15 protein-coding genes are annotated in these 15,895 nt (G+C 69.9%); 5 read left to right on the top strand and 10 right to left on the bottom strand.

Annotated features, from left to right (window positions below; translation table 11 throughout):
- Positions 1 to 3: 3 nt before the first annotated feature.
- Together soxZ and soxA are read left to right on the top strand one after the other, a co-directional pair.
- Positions 4 to 324, top strand: coding sequence for a thiosulfate oxidation carrier complex protein SoxZ (gene soxZ / locus ACLF3G_RS11450; RefSeq protein ID WP_430669497.1), 321 nt, complete (start codon positions 4 to 6; stop codon positions 322 to 324).
- A complete protein-coding gene (gene soxA / locus ACLF3G_RS11445; protein ID WP_430669496.1) occupies positions 321 to 1,067 on the top strand; it encodes a sulfur oxidation c-type cytochrome SoxA in 747 nt (248 codons plus the stop codon). Before soxZ ends, soxA begins: the two co-directional genes overlap by 4 nt.
- 1 nt (position 1,068) lies before the next feature.
- Here the strand turns inward: soxA and ACLF3G_RS11440 are convergent, their stop codons facing one another.
- The 3 genes from ACLF3G_RS11440 to ACLF3G_RS11430 form a co-directional block, all read right to left on the bottom strand.
- A complete protein-coding gene (locus ACLF3G_RS11440; RefSeq protein ID WP_430669495.1) occupies positions 1,069 to 2,007 on the bottom strand; it encodes an alpha/beta hydrolase in 939 nt (312 codons plus the stop codon).
- 39 nt (positions 2,008 to 2,046) lie between these two features.
- A complete protein-coding gene (locus tag ACLF3G_RS11435) occupies positions 2,047 to 3,666 on the bottom strand; it encodes a flavin-containing monooxygenase (protein ID WP_430669494.1) in 1,620 nt (539 codons plus the stop codon).
- An 81-nt stretch (positions 3,667 to 3,747) separates the two neighbouring features.
- Positions 3,748 to 6,171 (bottom strand): HWE histidine kinase domain-containing protein, encoded by a 2,424-nt coding sequence (locus ACLF3G_RS11430; RefSeq protein ID WP_430669493.1) that lies wholly within the window; start codon positions 6,169 to 6,171, stop codon positions 3,748 to 3,750.
- Between the two features lie 200 nt (positions 6,172 to 6,371).
- Between ACLF3G_RS11430 and ACLF3G_RS11425 the strand changes: the two genes are divergently transcribed.
- On the top strand, positions 6,372 to 7,916 hold the full coding sequence (locus ACLF3G_RS11425; protein WP_430669492.1) for an ABC transporter substrate-binding protein: 1,545 nt from the start codon (positions 6,372 to 6,374) through the stop codon (positions 7,914 to 7,916).
- Positions 7,917 to 7,920: 4 nt separating this feature from the next.
- On the opposite strand, the gene ACLF3G_RS11420 is transcribed toward ACLF3G_RS11425, so the two are convergent.
- The 4 genes from ACLF3G_RS11420 to ACLF3G_RS11405 are packed head-to-tail and all read right to left on the bottom strand — an operon-like array spanning position 7,921 to position 11,628.
- Positions 7,921 to 8,871 carry an ABC transporter ATP-binding protein gene (locus ACLF3G_RS11420; protein ID WP_430669491.1) on the bottom strand — a complete coding sequence of 317 codons (951 nt, stop codon included), beginning with the start codon at positions 8,869 to 8,871 and terminating at the stop codon, positions 7,921 to 7,923.
- A complete protein-coding gene (locus ACLF3G_RS11415; RefSeq protein WP_430669490.1) occupies positions 8,868 to 9,836 on the bottom strand; it encodes an ABC transporter ATP-binding protein in 969 nt (322 codons plus the stop codon). The genes ACLF3G_RS11420 and ACLF3G_RS11415 overlap by 4 nt, the downstream gene beginning before the upstream one ends.
- Positions 9,833 to 10,714 carry an ABC transporter permease gene (locus ACLF3G_RS11410; protein WP_430669489.1) on the bottom strand — a complete coding sequence of 294 codons (882 nt, stop codon included), beginning with the start codon at positions 10,712 to 10,714 and terminating at the stop codon, positions 9,833 to 9,835. The genes ACLF3G_RS11415 and ACLF3G_RS11410 overlap by 4 nt, the downstream gene beginning before the upstream one ends.
- Entirely contained in the window at positions 10,711 to 11,628 is a 918-nt protein-coding gene (locus tag ACLF3G_RS11405; RefSeq protein WP_430669488.1) for an ABC transporter permease, read from the bottom strand. Before ACLF3G_RS11405 ends, ACLF3G_RS11410 begins: the two co-directional genes overlap by 4 nt.
- A gap of 168 nt (positions 11,629 to 11,796) precedes the next feature.
- On the opposite strand from ACLF3G_RS11405, the gene ACLF3G_RS11400 reads away from it, so the two are divergent.
- Positions 11,797 to 12,519 (top strand): class I SAM-dependent methyltransferase, encoded by a 723-nt coding sequence (locus tag ACLF3G_RS11400; protein WP_430669487.1) that lies wholly within the window; start codon positions 11,797 to 11,799, stop codon positions 12,517 to 12,519.
- A gap of 140 nt (positions 12,520 to 12,659) precedes the next feature.
- Positions 12,660 to 12,866, top strand: coding sequence for a hypothetical protein (locus ACLF3G_RS11395; RefSeq protein WP_430669486.1), 207 nt, complete (start codon positions 12,660 to 12,662; stop codon positions 12,864 to 12,866).
- Here the strand turns inward: ACLF3G_RS11395 and ACLF3G_RS11390 are convergent.
- From ACLF3G_RS11390 to ACLF3G_RS11380, 3 genes are all read right to left on the bottom strand, one after another.
- Positions 12,863 to 14,149, bottom strand: coding sequence for a DUF1217 domain-containing protein (locus ACLF3G_RS11390; protein WP_430669485.1), 1,287 nt, complete (start codon positions 14,147 to 14,149; stop codon positions 12,863 to 12,865). The genes ACLF3G_RS11395 and ACLF3G_RS11390 overlap by 4 nt on opposite strands.
- On the bottom strand, positions 14,150 to 14,548 hold the full coding sequence (locus ACLF3G_RS11385) for a flagellar biosynthesis regulator FlaF (protein ID WP_430669484.1): 399 nt from the start codon (positions 14,546 to 14,548) through the stop codon (positions 14,150 to 14,152). It abuts the gene before it with no gap.
- A 61-nt stretch (positions 14,549 to 14,609) separates the two neighbouring features.
- Positions 14,610 to 15,800 carry a flagellin gene (locus ACLF3G_RS11380; protein ID WP_430669483.1) on the bottom strand — a complete coding sequence of 397 codons (1,191 nt, stop codon included), beginning with the start codon at positions 15,798 to 15,800 and terminating at the stop codon, positions 14,610 to 14,612.
- Positions 15,801 to 15,895 lie beyond the last annotated feature (95 nt).

The raw sequence follows: 15,895 nt of genomic DNA, 5'->3' as shown, positions 1-15,895 counted from the left end.
GACATGGCACGCGTCCTGCTGAACGTCCCCCGCACCGCCGCGCGCGGCGACATCATCACCATCCGCACGCTGATCCAGCACACGATGGAAACCGGCTATCGCCCGGATGCCAGCGGCGTGGTGGCACCACGCGACATCATCCGACGCTTCACCTGCCGCTACGACGGCGAAGTCGTGTTCCAGGCGGAGCTGTCGCCCGCCATTGCCGCCAATCCGTTCCTGTCGTTCAGCACCGTGGCGACGCGCAGCGGCACCGTGGAGATGACCTGGGAAGGCGACAACGGCTTCGCGCAGACGGAGACGCGCGAACTGACCGTGACATGATCCGCGCGGCACTGCTGCTGGCGGTGCTGGCCGGGCCGGCCGCAGCGCAGGAACGGCGCTCCGGCTTCGAGGACATGGCGCGCGAAACCCAGGCGATGCAGCGCGACGACACCAGCAATCCAGGCCTGCTCTGGGTGCTGGAAGGCGAGGAACTGTTCCGGCAGCCCGCAGGCCCGGCCGGCCAGTCCTGCGCCTCCTGCCATGCGGAGGGCACGCTGCGGGGCGTGGCGGCGCGCTACCCGGCCTGGGATGCCGCAGGCCACGCGCCGATCGATCTCGCCGGACGCATCGCGCAGTGCCGGGCGGAACGCCAGGGCGCGGCGCCGCTGGCCCGCGAAAGCCAGGGGTTGCTCGCGCTGTCGGCCTATGTCGGCGAGCAGTCGCGCGGCCTGCCGATTGCCCCGCCGGCGGACGCGCGGCTGGATGCGGCACGGGCGCGGGGCGCGGCGCTGTGGGCGGAACGGCGCGGGCAGCTCGACCTGTCCTGCGCGCAGTGCCACGACGACAATCCCGGGCGGCGCCTGGCCGGCAGCGTCATCCCGCAGGCGCACCCCACGGGCTACCCGTTGTACCGGCTGGAATGGCAGGCTCTGGGCTCGCTGCAACGCCGGCTGCGCGGCTGCATGACCGGCGTGCGGTCGGAGCCCTTCGCCTATGGCGCGGCGGAGTATGTCGCCATCGAGGCTTTCCTGATGTCGCGGGCCGCCGGCCTCGCCGTGGAAACGCCAGCCGTGCGGCCCTGATTCAGACCAGCGCGCGCCGCAGCGCGAGGCCGGCGGCGTCGATCAGGTCCAGCGCCGGGCGCACGATGGCGCCCATGGTCAGCGCGCCGTGCAGCAGGTCCGCGACATGCAGGTGGGCAACGGGCACGCCCTCCCGCTCCAGCCGCCGTGCATAGTCGCGGCCCTCGTCGCAGAGCGGGTCATGGCCGACGGTCAGCACGAAGGCGGGCGCGGTGCCGGCGAGCGTCGCGGCTCGCAACGGGGATGCGCGCCAATCCGGCCAATACGCGGGCTGCGGCGCGTAGCGCTCGCGGAACCAGCGCATGCCAGCGGCGGTCAGCGGCAGGCCTGTGGTGAAGCGCAGATAGCTGTCATGGCCCTGCGCCATGTCGGTGACCGGGTACAGCAGCATCTGGAAGCGCAGCGGCGGCAGCGCGCCGTCGCGGGCCATCAGCGCCGCCACGGCGGCGAGGTTGCCGCCGGCACTGTCGCCGCCCACGGCCAAGCGCGTGGCGTCGATGCCAAGCGCGGCGGCGTTCGCCGCGGCGTGGGCGACGGCCTCGGCATAGTCGTCGATGGCGGCGGGAAACGGATGCTCCGGCGCCAGGCGGTAATCCACCGCGAGCACGGCGCAGCCGGAGGCGTTGGCGAGGCTGCGCGCCAGATGGTCATGCGTCGCGAGATCGCCGAACACCCAGCCGCCGCCATGCGCGAAGATGAGGCAAGGCAGGATGTGGTCGGTCGCCGACCTCAGCGGCCGGTACAGCCGCAGGGCGATGCCGGAGGGCAGGCGCAGGTCGCGTGCCTCCGCGACATCGGGCGGCGGCGGTTGCAGCACGAGGCGCCCGGCGGCGTATTGCGCGCGGGCCGGGCCGGTTTCCATCGTCTCCAGCGGCTGGCGCCCGGCGGCCCGGATCATCTCGAGCAGCGTCAGGCAATCCGGGTGCAGCGGTGCAGGCATGGACACGTCTCTCCCCAGGGACGAACCCCCGCGCCACCTTCAGGCCAGCACGAATCCGGAATAGCCACGGGCCGCGACGTCGTCGCAGATGCGGCGGTAATGCGCCATGCCGCCGGCATAGGGCATGAAAACGCGCGGCTTGCCCGGCACGTTGGCGCCGAGATACCAGGAGGACGCGGCCTGCGGCAGCAGGGTTGCGTCCGCCGCCGCGTTCACCTGCGCCACCCACGCCTCCGCCGCCTCCGGCGTCGCCTCGATGCGGGCAATGCCATCGGCGCGCAGTCGCGCGATGCAATCGGTGATCCAGTCGACATGCTGCTCGATCGCCACCGGCATGTTGCAAAGCACGGAGGGGCTGCCGGGGCCGGTGATGGTGAACAGGTTCGGGAAGCCGGGCACGCCCAGGCCCAAATGGCTGCGCGGGCCTTCCGCCCAGGCGTCCCGCAGCGAAAGCCCATCCCGCCCGCGGATATCGATGCGCAGCAAGGGGCCGGTCATCGCGTCGAACCCGGTGGCGAAGACGATGATGTCGAGCGGATACTCGGCCTCGCTGGTCTGGATGCCGGTGCGGGTGATGCGCTGGATCGGCGCGCGGCGTGCATCCACCAGCGTCACGTTGGCGCGGTTGAAGGTCTCGAAATAGTGGCTGTCGATCGGCGGGCGCTTGGCGGCGTAGGGATGGTCGATATCGGCCAGCAGCGCGGCGGTGGCAGGGTCGCGGACGATCTGGTGGATCTTCGCCTTGATGAAGGCGGCCGCCGTCTCATTCGCCTCCAGGTCGCTCAGCAGGTCCTTGAAGGTGGCGCGGAATTGCAGGCCGCCCTTGGCCCAGGCCGCCTCGTACAGCGCCTGCCGTTCCTCCGGCGTCGCGGCCAGGGCGGAGCGCTCAGAGATGCGGAAGGAATGACCATTCGTGGTCTCGCGCATCGTGCGCTTGATCTCGTCGAAATTCTCGCGAAGGTACCGCTGGAAATCCGGCGTCAGCGGCGCGTTCTGCGCCGGGACGCTGTAGTTCGCGGTGCGCTGGAACACCGTGAGATGTGTGGCGGATTGCGCGATGACGGGCGCGGCCTGGATGCCGGTGGACCCGGTGCCGACCAGGCCGACGCGCAGGCCAGTGAAATCCACGCCCCCGTGCGGCCATTCGCCCGTGTGGAACCAACGGCCCTCGAACTGCTCGAGACCCTCGATGCGCGGCACGTTGGCGGTCGACAGGCAACCGACGGCGGTGATCAGGTAGCGCGCCGCGACCTCCTCCCCCGCCTCGGTTCGCAGCCGCCACAGATTGGCGTCCGCATCGTGGTGCGCCGCGGTGACGCGGGTGCCGAGCCGGATGCTGCGCCGCAGGTCGAAGCGGTCCGCGACATGGTTCAGGTAGCGCATGATCTCGGGCTGCGCGGGGTAGCGTTCCGACCATTCCCATTCCGCGAGCAGTTCGTCGGAGAAGGTGTAGCAGTAGGAATGGCTTTCCGAGTCACACCGCGCGCCGGGATAGCGGTTCCAGTACCAGGTGCCGCCGACGCCCTCGCCGGCCTCCAGCACCTGCACCGCCAGCCCCAGCCGGTCGCGCAGCGTGTGCAACTGGTACAGGCCGGAGAAGCCGGCGCCGATGATCACGGCATCGAGCACAGCCGGCGTCGAAGCGTTGTGGTCAGGCATGGCTGGCGGCACCCTGTTGCGAGAGGGCGAATCCTGCGCCGTGGCGGCGGCTGCCGCAAGCCAACGCTCCCTGTCCGGACGTCACCCCAGCCCGAGCGGCGCATCCCGCGGCGGTGAGGTTCCGGCCATGATGCGGGGCAGCGGCAGCGCCATCCGGCAGACCAGGCCCGATGGCTCCCAGCCCCGCTCGACGGACCCGCCAAGCTGGTTCGCGATGGTGGCCTCCACCAGCCGGGAGCCGAAGCCGCGCCGCGTCGGTGGGCCATCCAGCGGCGGCCCGCCCTGCTCGGCCCAGGTCAGGTGCAGCAGTGCCGCCCCGGGGTCGATGCGCCAGGTCACCAGGATGCGTCCCTGCGCGGCGGAGAGGGCGCCATGCTTCGCGGCGTTGGTGGCCAGTTCGTGCAGCGCCATGGACAGCGCCTGCACCGCATCCGGTGCCAGGGCCAGGTTGGGACCTTCCAGCGCGAAGCGACTGCCGCCCGGTTCGACCGAGCCAGCCTGGAAGGCGGCCAGTTCCGCCTCGATGACCGCGCGCAGCGCAGCGCCCTGCCAGCGTCCCTCCGCCAGCACCGAATGGGCCCGGGCCAGGGCTGCGACGCGGCCTTCCACGGACACGGCATAGGCTTCGGCATCCTGGCGCGGCGTCAGGCGCAAGGCGGCCTGCACCACCGCCAGGGCGTTCTTGGCGCGGTGGTCGACCTCGCGCGCCATCAGGCGCTGGCGTTCTTCCGCCGCACGCTCCGCGGTGACGTCGCGGGATACGCCGGCCAGCAGCTGTGGCCGGCCGGTGGCGGGATCGCGTTCGGCGACGACCGCGTGCGATTCGATGATGATCCACCTATCCCCCACCTCCCTCTGGAAGCGGTACTCCAGCTGGTAGCCGGAGGTGCGGCCGGCCGCGATGGCAGCGAGTGCGGCGCGGACCGCCGGAAGATCCTCAGGATGCACGCGGGCCAGCCAATCCTCCAGAGGCAGGTCCGTCGCCGGCAGCGCGCCGCCCGCCGGCACCACGCGGCCGGAGCGGCTGACGGTGCCCTTCGCCATGTCCAGCAGGAAGGTGCCAAGCCGGCCGGCGGCGGTCGCCAGGCGCAGCCGGCGTTCCGAGGCGGCGCGTTCCCGGTGGAGGGCCCGCAGATCCTCGATGTCGCGAAACGCCACCGTGATGCCGCCGCCCTGCCGCGGATAGACATCCACCTCGATCCAGCGGCCGATGACCGGCGAGACGACGCAGACATGCGTCTCCTGCCGCGCCGCCAGCGCCCGCTGCTGCACCTGCCAGGACAACGACTCCGCCGCCACGGGAAACATCTCGAGGAACGGCCGGCCCACCAGCTCGGCATCCTCGCGTCGCCAGACCTCCCGCGCCCGCTGGCTGACGAAGGCGAAGCGGGTATCGGCATCCAGCGCGTAGATCACCTCCCGCATGCTGGCCAGCACCTCGGTGTGCCGGCGCTCGGCCTGGCGCTGCGCCACGATGCTGTGCTGCAGCGCCGCGCTGCGTTCCTCCACCCGCGATGCCAGCGACAGGTTGGCGCGGGCCAACTGCGCCGTCCGGCGCCGCACGGTGGCGGCCAGGGCGACCAGCGCCAGGGAAGCCGGCACGCCGAAGGCGAGTTGCAGCGTCACCGCCTCACGCCACCGCGCCAGGACGGCCCGGTGCGGCCGGGCGACGGAGACGAATGCGGGCCAGCCCTCGACCTGGCGCCGCGCTGCCAGGTGCTGCTCGCCGCGGAGCGACGAATCGGAGGATTGGGCGAGCATCGTTCCGTCGTCGCCATGCAGCGAAACCTGGTCCGCCACCGCATGCATGCCCGCCGAAACGAGCCGCCGCAGGCCCTGCCCCACGATGCCGGTCTCCGCGGAGGCCGCGACGACACCATGATAGTCGCCAGGCCCAAGACCGCTGGCGACGCCCTCCCGCCGCCGCGCAACGATGACGAAGCCACGTTCCTGCGACTGTTCGACGGATCGCGGAGCCTGCGAGACCTGGCCGAGATGTACCGGCGACGCACCGGCCTCGCGCAGCGCCTGGTTGTAGGCGCGGTGGGCGAAGCTGGCGGCCCGCGAGACAGGGAAGTTCACGCCGCTGAGGAGGGACCGGGCCTCGCTGTCATGGACGAAGACATGCACGGCGCCCTGGTCCCGGGTGCGATCGGCCATGGCCCGCAGCGCCGCATGCAGTTCCTCCTCCCGCGCACGGATCTCCGCATCCGGCATCCTCGAGAGCAGCGCATTGGCCTGATCCGCCCGCAGCAACAGGCCATCCAGGACGCGGCGGGCGTATTCGGCGGCGGCGTCCGCGGTGCGGGTGACCTCCGCCTCCGCCTCCTGCCACGCGCCGTGCCACGACAGCCACGCATTCGCGGCCAGCAGCAGCAGGGGCAGGCAGATGGTCGCCGCCAGCAGCAGGCCCAGGACGGGGCCGCGCCGTGATCCGTCGGTATCGGTAGGGAGGGGACCGGTGCCGCCGGATGGCGCAGGGGCCGGGCGGGTCTTGATCGTCATGGGAACATCGAAGGCATCAGTGCACCATGACCGCAGGATGGTTGCTGCGCCTGCGGCAACTTGTCGGAAATCGTCAAAGAGGCGTGACCAATCGCGCGCACATTGCACTCAGCCGGCGCTGCCTGCGGTTACGCGTCTTTTCTTGCGGACGGCGCCCGGCATTCCTACGGTGGCCGTGGGCAAACCGGGAGAGCAATGACATGACCATCCAACGCAGGACCATCGGCCGTGGCCTTGCCGCCGCGGCGGGGCTGGCCGTGCCCGGACTGCTGCACGGCGGCGGGGCGCAGGCGCAGCGGGCGCAGGACACGTTGCGCCTGGTGTTCCGCGACGCGGTGCCGAACATCGATGCCTACTTCAACAGCCAGCGCACCGGGCTGATCCTCGGCCACCAGGCCTGGGACGGGCTGGTGCATCGCGACCCCGAGACGTTTCGCGTGGTGCCGGCGCTCGCCACCGAATGGCGCTGGGTGAACCCGCTGCTGCTGGAATTCACGCTGCGGCAGGGCGTGAAGTTCCATGACGGCAGCGCCTTCACCGCGAAGGATGCAGTGTACACCATCAACACCGTTGCCAACCCGGAAACCCGCGTCGCCACGCCGAGCAACTACGCCTGGATCGAGCGCGCCGAGGCGGAGGGCGACTTCAAGCTGCGCCTGCACCTGAAGCGGCCGACGCCGGCGGCGCTGGACTACCTGGCGCTGGTCACGCCGATCTGGCCGCAGGCCTACCGCGAGCGCGTTGGGCCGGAGGGCTATTCCCGCGCCCCGGTCGGCACCGGCCCCTACCGCATCACGAAGTTCGATGTTGCCAGCGGTGTCGAGTATGAGCGGTTCGACGATTATTATGAGGGTGGCCCGAAGGGAAAGCCGGCGATCCGGCGCATCAATGTCCGCTTCGTTACCGATGCGGCAACGGAGCTGACGGAGTTGCTGGCGCAGCGCGTCGACTGGATCTGGAACATGAATCCGGACCAGGTGGCGAATGTGAACCGCGTTCCCTATCTGCAGACGTTGCGCCAGGAGTCCATGCGCATCGGCTATCTCAGCCTGGATGCGGCCGGTCGCAGCGGCCCCAACCCGATGACGAACCTGAAGGTGCGCCAGGCGGTTTGGCATGCGCTGGACCGCAAGACGATCGCGGAGCGGCTGGTCACCGGCGGATCCCGCGTGCCGGTGGCGCCCTGCTACCCCTCGCAGTTCGGCTGCAACGCGGATGCCGCCGTGCAGTACGACTACAACCCGGATAAGGCGAAGCAGCTTCTGGCCGAAGCCGGCTTCCCCAACGGCTTCGACATCGAGCTGACCAGCTACGTGCAGCCGCGCCAGTGGTCCGAGGCGGTGCAGAGCTACCTGCAGGCGGTCGGCATCCGCGCGCGCCTGAACCTGCTGCAGGTCGCGGCGCAGATCCAGCGCGCCTGGCGCGGCGAACTGGCGATGTCCATGGGCAGCTGGGGCAGCTATTCCATCAACGACGTATCCGCGATCCTGCCCAACTTCTTCGGCAACACCAACGACGACTACGCGCGTGATCCGGATTTGCAGCGGATGCTGGAGGAAGGCGGGTCCACGGCCGACGAGGCGGTGCGCAACGCGGCCTATTCCGCCGCCATCAAGCGCATCACCGAACAGGCCTACTGGGTGCCGCTGCACACCTACGTCAACACCTACGCCTTCCAACGCCAGCTCGACTTCAAGGCGTTCCCGGACGAGCTGCCGCGCTTCTACCTGGCGAAGTGGAAGTAGCCTCTCACCCTGCCAGGTGACACTCGACGAGGCCCGCGGCCAGTGCCGTGGGCCTCGGCGCCTGGGAGGCGCATGGCGCGAAGACCTTCGGGCAGCGCGGGTGGAAGCGGCACCCGGACGGGATGTTGGCGGGGTCCGGCATGATGTCGCCGAGCCCCACATCCGGCACGCCGAGCCCTGGTTCCGGCGTCAGCACGCTGGCCAGCAGCGCCTGTGTATAGGGGTGGCGCGGGTCGCGGAACAGCGCCTCCGACTCCCGCCTTTCGACGATGCGGCCGAGATACATCACGGCGACCTCGCTCGCGACATGTTCCACCACCGCCAAATTGTGGCTGATGAACAGGTAGGTCAGGCCCAGGTCGCGGCGCAGTTCGTCCAGCAGGTTCAGGATCTGCGCCTGCACCGAGACATCCAGCGCGCTGGTCGGTTCGTCGCAAATGACGATGCGCGGCCGCAGCACCAGGGCGCGCGCGATCGCGACACGCTGCCGCTGGCCGCCCGAAAGCTGCGAGGGGAAGCGGCTGCCCTGCTCGGCGGAAAGCCCGACCCGTTCCAGCGCCTCCCCCACCCGGCGCGCGACCTGGTCACGCGGGATGTCGCCCTGTGCGACCAGGGGCATCGCGACGATGTCCTGCACCCGGCGGCGCGGGTTGAGCGAGGAGAAGGGGTCCTGGAACACCGGCTGGATCAGCCGGGCACGGGCCCGGCGGTCCATGCTGGAAAGCCGCTGGCCATCCACCAGCACCTCCCCGCCGCTGGGCGGCAGCAGGCCGAGGATCATCCGCGCGAGGGTCGATTTGCCGCAGCCGCTTTCACCGACGACGCCGAGCACGCTGCCGGGGGCGACCGCGAAGGAGACGCCATCCACCGCGACCACCTGCCTGGCCGGCGCAAACAGGCCCTGGCCCACGCGGAACACACGCCGCAGGTCGCGCACTTCGATCGCCGCGGTCATGCCGCGGCGGCCCAGCCGGATGGCAGGGTGCACAGCACCTCATGCCCCGTGGCGGCCTGCCGGCGCGGGATGGCGGCGGCGCAGGCGGCGTGGGCGTGGTCGCAGCGATCCCTGAAGGCGCAGCCTGCGAAGCCGGGCGGAATGCGCGGCACCACGCCGGGAATGCTGCCGAGCGGATCGCCACGCTTCACCTTCCCCGGCACCGGCACGCAGGCCAGCAGTCCACGCGTGTAGGGGTGCTGCGGGTCGGCGAAAAGCTGCGCCGTCGGCGCGGATTCCACCACCTCCCCGGCATACATCACCGATACGCGGTCGGCGATGCGCGCGACCACGCCGAGGTCGTGGGTGATGAGCAGGATGCCGAGGCCGAGGTCGCGCCGCAGTTCCGCCAGCAGCCGCAGGATCTGCGCCTGCACGGTGACGTCGAGCGCGGTGGTCGGCTCATCCGCGATCAGCAGTTCGGGGTCGCACATCAGCGCCATGGCGATCATCACCCGCTGCCGCAGCCCGCCCGAAAGCTGGTGCGGGAACTGACCGAGGCGGAGACCGGGCGCGGTGATGCCGACGCGGCCGAGCAACTCCGCCGCGCGGTCCACCGCCTGGACGCGGGAGGCGCCACGATGGCGGCGCAGCACCTCCGTCATCTGCGAGCCCACCGTGTAGGCGGGGTTCAGGCTGGTCATCGGCTCCTGGAAGATCATCGCCATGCGGTCGCCGCGCAGGCGCGACATTTCCCGCTCGTTCAGCGCGCCGATCTCCTGGCCCGCGAAGCGCAGCACATCCGCCTGCCGCCGGCCGCCGCGCGCCAGCAGGCCCATGATGGCCAGCGACGTCACCGACTTGCCGCAGCCGCTTTCGCCAACCAGGCAATGCGTCTCGCCCTTCTCCACGGCCAGGGAGGCGCCGCGCACCGCGGCGGTACCGCCGAAGGTGACCCGCAGGCCTTGCACCTCCAGAAGGCTCACCGGCTCAGGTCCGTGCCAAGCATGTCGCGCAGCGCGTCGCCGAGCAGGTTGACGCCGAAGACCAGCACGAACAGCGCGACGCCGGGCACCAGGATCACCCAGGGGGTGAAGAACATGTATTCCTTCGCCTCCGCGATCATCAGGCCCCAGGAGGGCAGCGGCGCGGGCACGCCGAGGCCGAGGAAGGACAGCGCCGCTTCCAGCAGGATGGCCAGCGCCATCTCCAGCGTCGCGACCACGGCCAGGTGGGTCGCGATGTTGGGCAGGATCTCGCGCAGAAGCACGCTGGCGTGGGAGGAGCCCGCGCACCAGGCGGCGCTGACGTAGTCCAGCGTGCGCAACTGCATGGTCGTGGATCGCGCGACGACGGCGAAGCGGTCCCACAGCAACAGGCCGAGCACCAGGATGACCAGCAGGAAGCTGGTGCCGAGCAGGCCGGCCACGGCGAGCGCCACCAGCACCACCGGGATGGACAGCCGCGCGGTGATCAGGAACATCACGACATCGTCGATCCGCCCGCCATAGAAGCCGCCGAGCACGCCGAGCGTGGTGCCGATAAGGCCGGAGGTGATGACGGTGGCGACGCCGATGATCATGGAGATCCGCGCGCCATAGATCAGCCGCGACAGGTAGTCCCGCCCCAACTGGTCCGTGCCGAGCAGGTTGGCGGGCGTGCCGTCCTCCATCCAGGATGGCGGCACCAGGCGGCGCGACAGGTCGATGGCGAAGGGATCATAGGGCGCGATCCAGGGCGCCAGGATCGCCACCACCACGACGAAGCCGACGATGAGCACGCCGAGCACGAAGGTGACGTTGCGCAGCAGGCGGCGGGTGGACCCGGTTCCGGGCACTGGGCCGGGCAGGACCGCGCCGCTCATTGCGTGCGCAGCCGTGGGTCGAGCACGGCGTTCAGCAGATCCGCCAGCAGGGTCAGCGCGATGTAGATCAGCGCCAGCACCAGGATCACCGCCTGCACCACCGGGAAGTCGTTCTTGCTGATGCTCTCCCACGCCAGGTAGCCGACGCCGTGCATGGCGAAGACCGTCTCGATGACGATGGACCCGCCCAACATGAAGCCGAGCTGTACGGCGGCGATGGATACCACCGGGATCGCAGCGTTCCGAAACCCGTGCTTAACCAGGATGGAAATCCGGGAAAGCCCCTTGGCACGCGCCGTGCGGATGTAGTCCGAGGACAGCGCCTCGATCATGCCGCTGCGGGTCAGGCGCATCAGCGAGGGGATGGCGGAGAACGCCAGCACGATGCCGGGCATGACATAGTACTCCCACCCCCCGGTGCCCGAAATCGGCAGCCAGCCGAGGTTGAGGCCCAGCACCACCATCAGGATCAGTCCCAGCCAGAAGGACGGCATGGCCTGGCCCACCAGCGCCACCAGCATCACGCCGCGATCGACCCAGCTGCCTTCGCGCACAGCGGCGATGATGCCGAGCGGCAGCGCCACCACCAGCGCCAGTGCCAGGCCCACCAGGCCGAGCGTCAGCGTGATGGGCAGGCGGTGCGCGATGAGGTTGGCGACGCGGTCCTTGAAGAAGAAGCTCTCGCCGAAATCGCCCTGCACTGCGCGCAGCAGCCAATCGAGATACTGTTCCACCAACGGACGATTGAGGCCGTAGACGCGACGAATGATCTCGACATCCTCCTGCGTCGCATTCGGCCCGGCGATGGAGATGGCGAGGTCGCCCGACAGCCGCGTGAGCAGGAAGCTCAGCGTCAGCACCGTCAAGGCGACCAGGATCGCAACGGCGAGCCGGCGCAGAAGGAAACGGATCATTACGCGCAGCCTAGTCAGGCTTGGCGCGGGATGGCAAGCAGCTTGACCATGCCTCTCCGCCCGCGGAATCCGCGGATCGGCCCGCCGGCGCAAGCAACTATCCCGCCTCAGGACACTTGCCCGACCAGGACAGGGAAAGCCGCGGAATGCGGCGCAGGGAGAGGCGGCATGGCGACAGGCAACGTGACACCCTTGCAGGGCCCGGCGACGGCACGCGCCACGGCGCCACCGATGCTCCAGCACGCGCTGCTGGGCCGTGCGGAGGGACAGGACTGCTTCCCCGTCGATCGCCTGGCGGAACTCGCGGCTTCCATCGACTCCGCGAACTACTATTCCGAATGCATGACCGCGGCCGCGCATCACGAGGACAAGTATGCGCTGCTGGCGGAGGCGCTCGGCGCGCGTGGCTGCACCGGGTTGGTCGCCGAATTCGGTGTCTTCGAGGGTCGGACGATCAACTTCCTGGCGGAACGCACGGACGAGACCATATACGGCTTCGATGGCTTCGAGGGTCTGCCGGAGGATTGGCGGCCCGGCTTCCCGCGCGGCACCTTCAGCCGCGACGTGCCGGAGGTGCGGCCGAACGTGAAACTGGTCGTCGGCATGTTCGAGGACACGCTGCCGGAATTCCTGGCACGGCATCCCGGCGCCCTGTCGCTGCTGCACATCGACTGCGACCTGTATTCCTCCACCCGCACCGTGCTGCGCCACTGCGCGCCGCGTCTTCGGAACGGCACGGTCATCGTCTTCGACGAATATTTCAACTATCCCGGCTGGCGCAGCCACGAATTCCGCGCCTTCCAGGATTTCATCGCGGAGTCCGGCCGTGCCTACCGGTACCTGTCCGTGGTGCCATCGCACCAGCAGGCGGCGGTCATCATCACGGGGTAGCATGGCGGGGCAGGCCGCCGTTCACACCGCGTCAATCTGAGTCCCGCTAGATGAGGCGCCACACGATCTTCAAGGGGCCTGCTTCCATGCTCAGCGCCATGCTACCTGCCGCCGCCGGTCCGTCTCTGCCTCGTGCCACCATGCCTTCTGCGCCGCGGCCCGCCCTGCCGCCACCTGCGGCGCCGAGCACGCAGCTGCGCATCGAGGCGTCGCTGCAACTGGTGGTGCTGGAGTTCCGCGAACCGGATGGTGAGATGCGCCAATCCATCCCGACCCCTCGGGAGATCGACGCCTACCGCAATCCGCCGCTGCCGGCCCCGCCGGCGGACCTGGACCTGTCCCGCTAGGCGCGCAGCGACAGGCTGCTGCCGACCAGGCTGTTCAGCGATGCGCCGCCGCCGAACAGCGACAGCACGGGATTCACCGTGGTCTGCGCCGGGGCCGACAGGGCCAGGTAGCGCAGGGCGATCTTGGCCGTCGCACGCGGGTCCTGCAATTCCTCCAGCTTCACCCGGTTGGTCAGGATGGTTTTCTGCTGGTCGAAGTCCAGTGCGGCGAAGCTTTCCGGCAGCGCCAGCGCGCCGCGCACCACCGCGGTCAAGGCCTTGTCCGCCATCAACTCATTGATGCTGGTCGCCTTGCTGGCGTTGCGGATGAAGTACAGCGCTTCCCGCAGCCCGGCGTTGGACTCGCCCATCGCCTTCTCGTAGCGATTGGTCATCGCATCCGCCACCAGGCGGTCCAGCAAGGCGGGGTCGTCGAAAGGACCGGTCCGGTCGGCGCGGGCATCGGCGGCAGCTTCGCTCGCGCTCGGCTCGAAGGCGGTGCCCAGGGCGGTGGACTGCGCGGCGGTGAGGGAGGCCCGCTGCTCGGGGCTGAGTGCGGAAACCTGATCGCGCGTCAGCGCCTGCAACTGTTCGGGACCCAGCGCGCCAAGCTGCGTCGTGGTCAGCGCCCGAAGCTGCGTCGCGCCAAGCCCGCGCATCTGGCTGGCGCCGAGCACCGCGATATCCTCGCTCTCCATCGCCTTCACCTGGGGGGCGCTCAGCGCCGCCAGCTGCGAAGGCCGCAGCGCCGCCACCTGGTCGCGCGACATGGCACGCAGATCCGCGGCGTCCAGGCCTGTAATCCCGGCGCTGTCGATGGCGCGGATCTGCGGCGCGGTCAGTGCCTGCACCTGGCCGGCGGTCAGCGCCTGCAACTGATCCGCCGTCAGCCCGCCCATGCGGCTTAGGCTGATACCACGGACCTCCGAGGTGGACAGCGCGGCGACTTCCGTGGGTGTCAGCGCGGAGGCTTCGCGGGTAGCGAAGGCCTTGGCCAGGTCGCGCCAGCGCCGATCGGTCAGCCTGTTGGCCAGGCTGCCCTCCGCGGCCGGATCCTCCGTCAGGATCTTGCGCAGGATGCCGCGCTTGTCGATCTCGCCTTCGAGCTGGAAGGCTTCCAGCACCACCTGCAGGGTGCGGCGGTCCTGCATCAGTGATTCGACGTCGCCATGCTGCGATGCGGCTTCGCGGAAGCGTTCCATCGCCTGCTTGTTGTCGCGCCGCTCCGCGAAGCGCGCCTGCAATGCGGTGCCCTCCCGTTGCGCCACGGTCAGCGCCGTCAGCGCACCGAGGCCGGTCAGCATTCAGGCAACCCGGGCGCTGAAGACGGCCGCCTGTGTAGATGGTGCCACGGTTGGCGCGGGACGCTGCTGGGCCTCCAGCCCCTCGATCATGTCGCGATGCAACGCCATCAGCGGCTCCAGGCTCCCATCATCCCCGAGCCGCGCATCGGTTTCCCGCTGCGCCCACAGGCCGAGCGAGACCAGCTGGCCGCGCAGTTCGGCGGGCAGCCGGTTGCCGGGCGAGCCGAGGTCGTTGATCAGCAGCGACCACAGCCGATGCGTCTTCTCCAGCGCCACCGCGCGGCCGCGCAGATCGACGGCGCCGGAGAGAAGTCCGTTGACGTAGCAGAAGGCGCGCAGCTCGATCTCGCGCGGGGAGGCCGCGGCGTTCTGGGTGGCAGCGTAGCGCGCGATGCTCATGGAGCCTCCGTGGCGGTGGTCGCGCCGGCGTCGCCGCCGGCGCTTCGGTCGTCTCAGGCGATCAGCGGAACAGGCTGAGCAGCGACTGGCTCTGCTCGTTGGCGATGGACAGCGACTGCGTCGCCAGCTGCTGCTTGGTCTGCAGGCTGGTCAGCCGCGCGCTTTCCTCCGCCAGATCGGCATCGACCAGGGCGCCAAGGCCTTCCTTGATTGAGTCGTTCAGCTGCGTGGTGAAGGTCGTCAGGCCATCGACCTGGCGGATATTGGCACCGAGATTCGCCAGCCGCGTGCCCATCAGGTCGATGGCACCCTCGACCAGGGCGATCGCTTCGTCCTGGCCGGTGCCGGCGGGCGGCGCGGCTTCCACGGTGGCGCCGGTAATGTCGGTGGTCACATCCTCCGAATTGCCGCGGATGTAGAGCTCACCGGCATTGTTCACCCCGGCATCGATGCCGGCTTCCTTCATCCGGGTGACCAGCGCGCTGATCCGGGTTGTCGGGCTGTCCGTCGCCTCGAACTGTACGTCGTAGACGCGGGTGTTCGGATCGGGCGTGGTGCCGAGGGCAGCGGAGCCATCGCTGAACTCGAAGACCAGGTCGACATCCTCCAGCGCCGTGGTCGGGTCGCCGTCCAGGTCGCGCTGCACGGTGACGGTCAGCACCTCTCCGTTCGCCGGGGCCAGCGTGTCGTCGAAGGTGACGGTGCGGGCGGCGGAAGTGACGGACAGGCCGGTCAGGTCCAACCCTGCCGAGGTGCTGTCCGTGCCCGTCACAGCGGTGACGGAGCCCTGGATGTCACGCACGATCTCGACCGAGGTGTTGGTCACGCCGTCGACGGTCAGGCCGTTGGTCAGCAGGTTCACGCCGTTGAAGGTGGCGGACCTCGCGAAGGCATCGATGTTCTGCAGCGCGTTGGTGATCTGGTTGTTGATCTGCTCCGGGTCCAGGCCCTGCTGCTGGCCCTGCGTCATGGTCGACTTCAGGCGGCCAAGTTCGTCCGAGATCTGCGTCGCGGCGTCGCGCGCCACGGTCAGCGCCGCCTTGCCGAACTTCAGGCTGTCCTTCACCGCCGTCATGCCGTTCAGGTCGGCGCGCATGTTCTGCGCGATGGCGAACACGGCGGGGTCGTCATCGGCCTTGCTGATGCGCAGCCCGGTCTCGATCCGCTGCTGCGTCCGGCCCATGTCCTTGCCGATGTTGTTCAGCGAGCGGACGGCCGCCATGGCGGCGGCATTGGTGTTGACGGAGGACATTGTCCCCATCTCCTTCGAAAAGCGTTCCGCGTGCGGGGCGGCATTTTGCCTCCCGTCCGCGGGACCGGTGGTCCGGCGCCGCAACGGCGCCTTCT

It is taken from the genome of Falsiroseomonas sp. HC035 (assembly GCF_050563525.1).
Lineage (GTDB): Bacteria > Pseudomonadota > Alphaproteobacteria > Acetobacterales > Acetobacteraceae > Falsiroseomonas.
This window is presented reverse-complemented; position numbering and strand designations above follow the sequence as displayed.

Bases quoted from the DNA above. Each gene is read 5' to 3' on its own strand.
- ACLF3G_RS11390 (WP_430669485.1), bottom strand. From the start codon at position 14,149: ATGCTGACCGGCCTCGGTGCGCTGACGGCGCTGACCGTGGCGCAACGG.
- ACLF3G_RS11385 (WP_430669484.1), bottom strand. From the start codon at position 14,548: ATGAGCATCGCGCGCTACGCTGCCACCCAGAACGCCGCGGCCTCCCCG.
- ACLF3G_RS11380 (WP_430669483.1), bottom strand. From the start codon at position 15,800: ATGTCCTCCGTCAACACCAATGCCGCCGCCATGGCGGCCGTCCGCTCG.
- ACLF3G_RS11405 (WP_430669488.1), bottom strand. From the start codon at position 11,628: ATGATCCGTTTCCTTCTGCGCCGGCTCGCCGTTGCGATCCTGGTCGCC.
- ACLF3G_RS11395 (WP_430669486.1), top strand. From the start codon at position 12,660: ATGCCTTCTGCGCCGCGGCCCGCCCTGCCGCCACCTGCGGCGCCGAGC.
- ACLF3G_RS11430 (WP_430669493.1), bottom strand. From the start codon at position 6,171: ATGACGATCAAGACCCGCCCGGCCCCTGCGCCATCCGGCGGCACCGGT.
- ACLF3G_RS11420 (WP_430669491.1), bottom strand. From the start codon at position 8,871: ATGACCGCGGCGATCGAAGTGCGCGACCTGCGGCGTGTGTTCCGCGTG.
- soxZ (WP_430669497.1), top strand. From the start codon at position 4: ATGGCACGCGTCCTGCTGAACGTCCCCCGCACCGCCGCGCGCGGCGAC.
- soxA (WP_430669496.1), top strand. From the start codon at position 321: ATGATCCGCGCGGCACTGCTGCTGGCGGTGCTGGCCGGGCCGGCCGCA.
- ACLF3G_RS11410 (WP_430669489.1), bottom strand. From the start codon at position 10,714: ATGAGCGGCGCGGTCCTGCCCGGCCCAGTGCCCGGAACCGGGTCCACC.
- ACLF3G_RS11400 (WP_430669487.1), top strand. From the start codon at position 11,797: ATGGCGACAGGCAACGTGACACCCTTGCAGGGCCCGGCGACGGCACGC.
- ACLF3G_RS11435 (WP_430669494.1), bottom strand. From the start codon at position 3,666: ATGCCTGACCACAACGCTTCGACGCCGGCTGTGCTCGATGCCGTGATC.
- ACLF3G_RS11440 (WP_430669495.1), bottom strand. From the start codon at position 2,007: ATGCCTGCACCGCTGCACCCGGATTGCCTGACGCTGCTCGAGATGATC.
- ACLF3G_RS11425 (WP_430669492.1), top strand. From the start codon at position 6,372: ATGACCATCCAACGCAGGACCATCGGCCGTGGCCTTGCCGCCGCGGCG.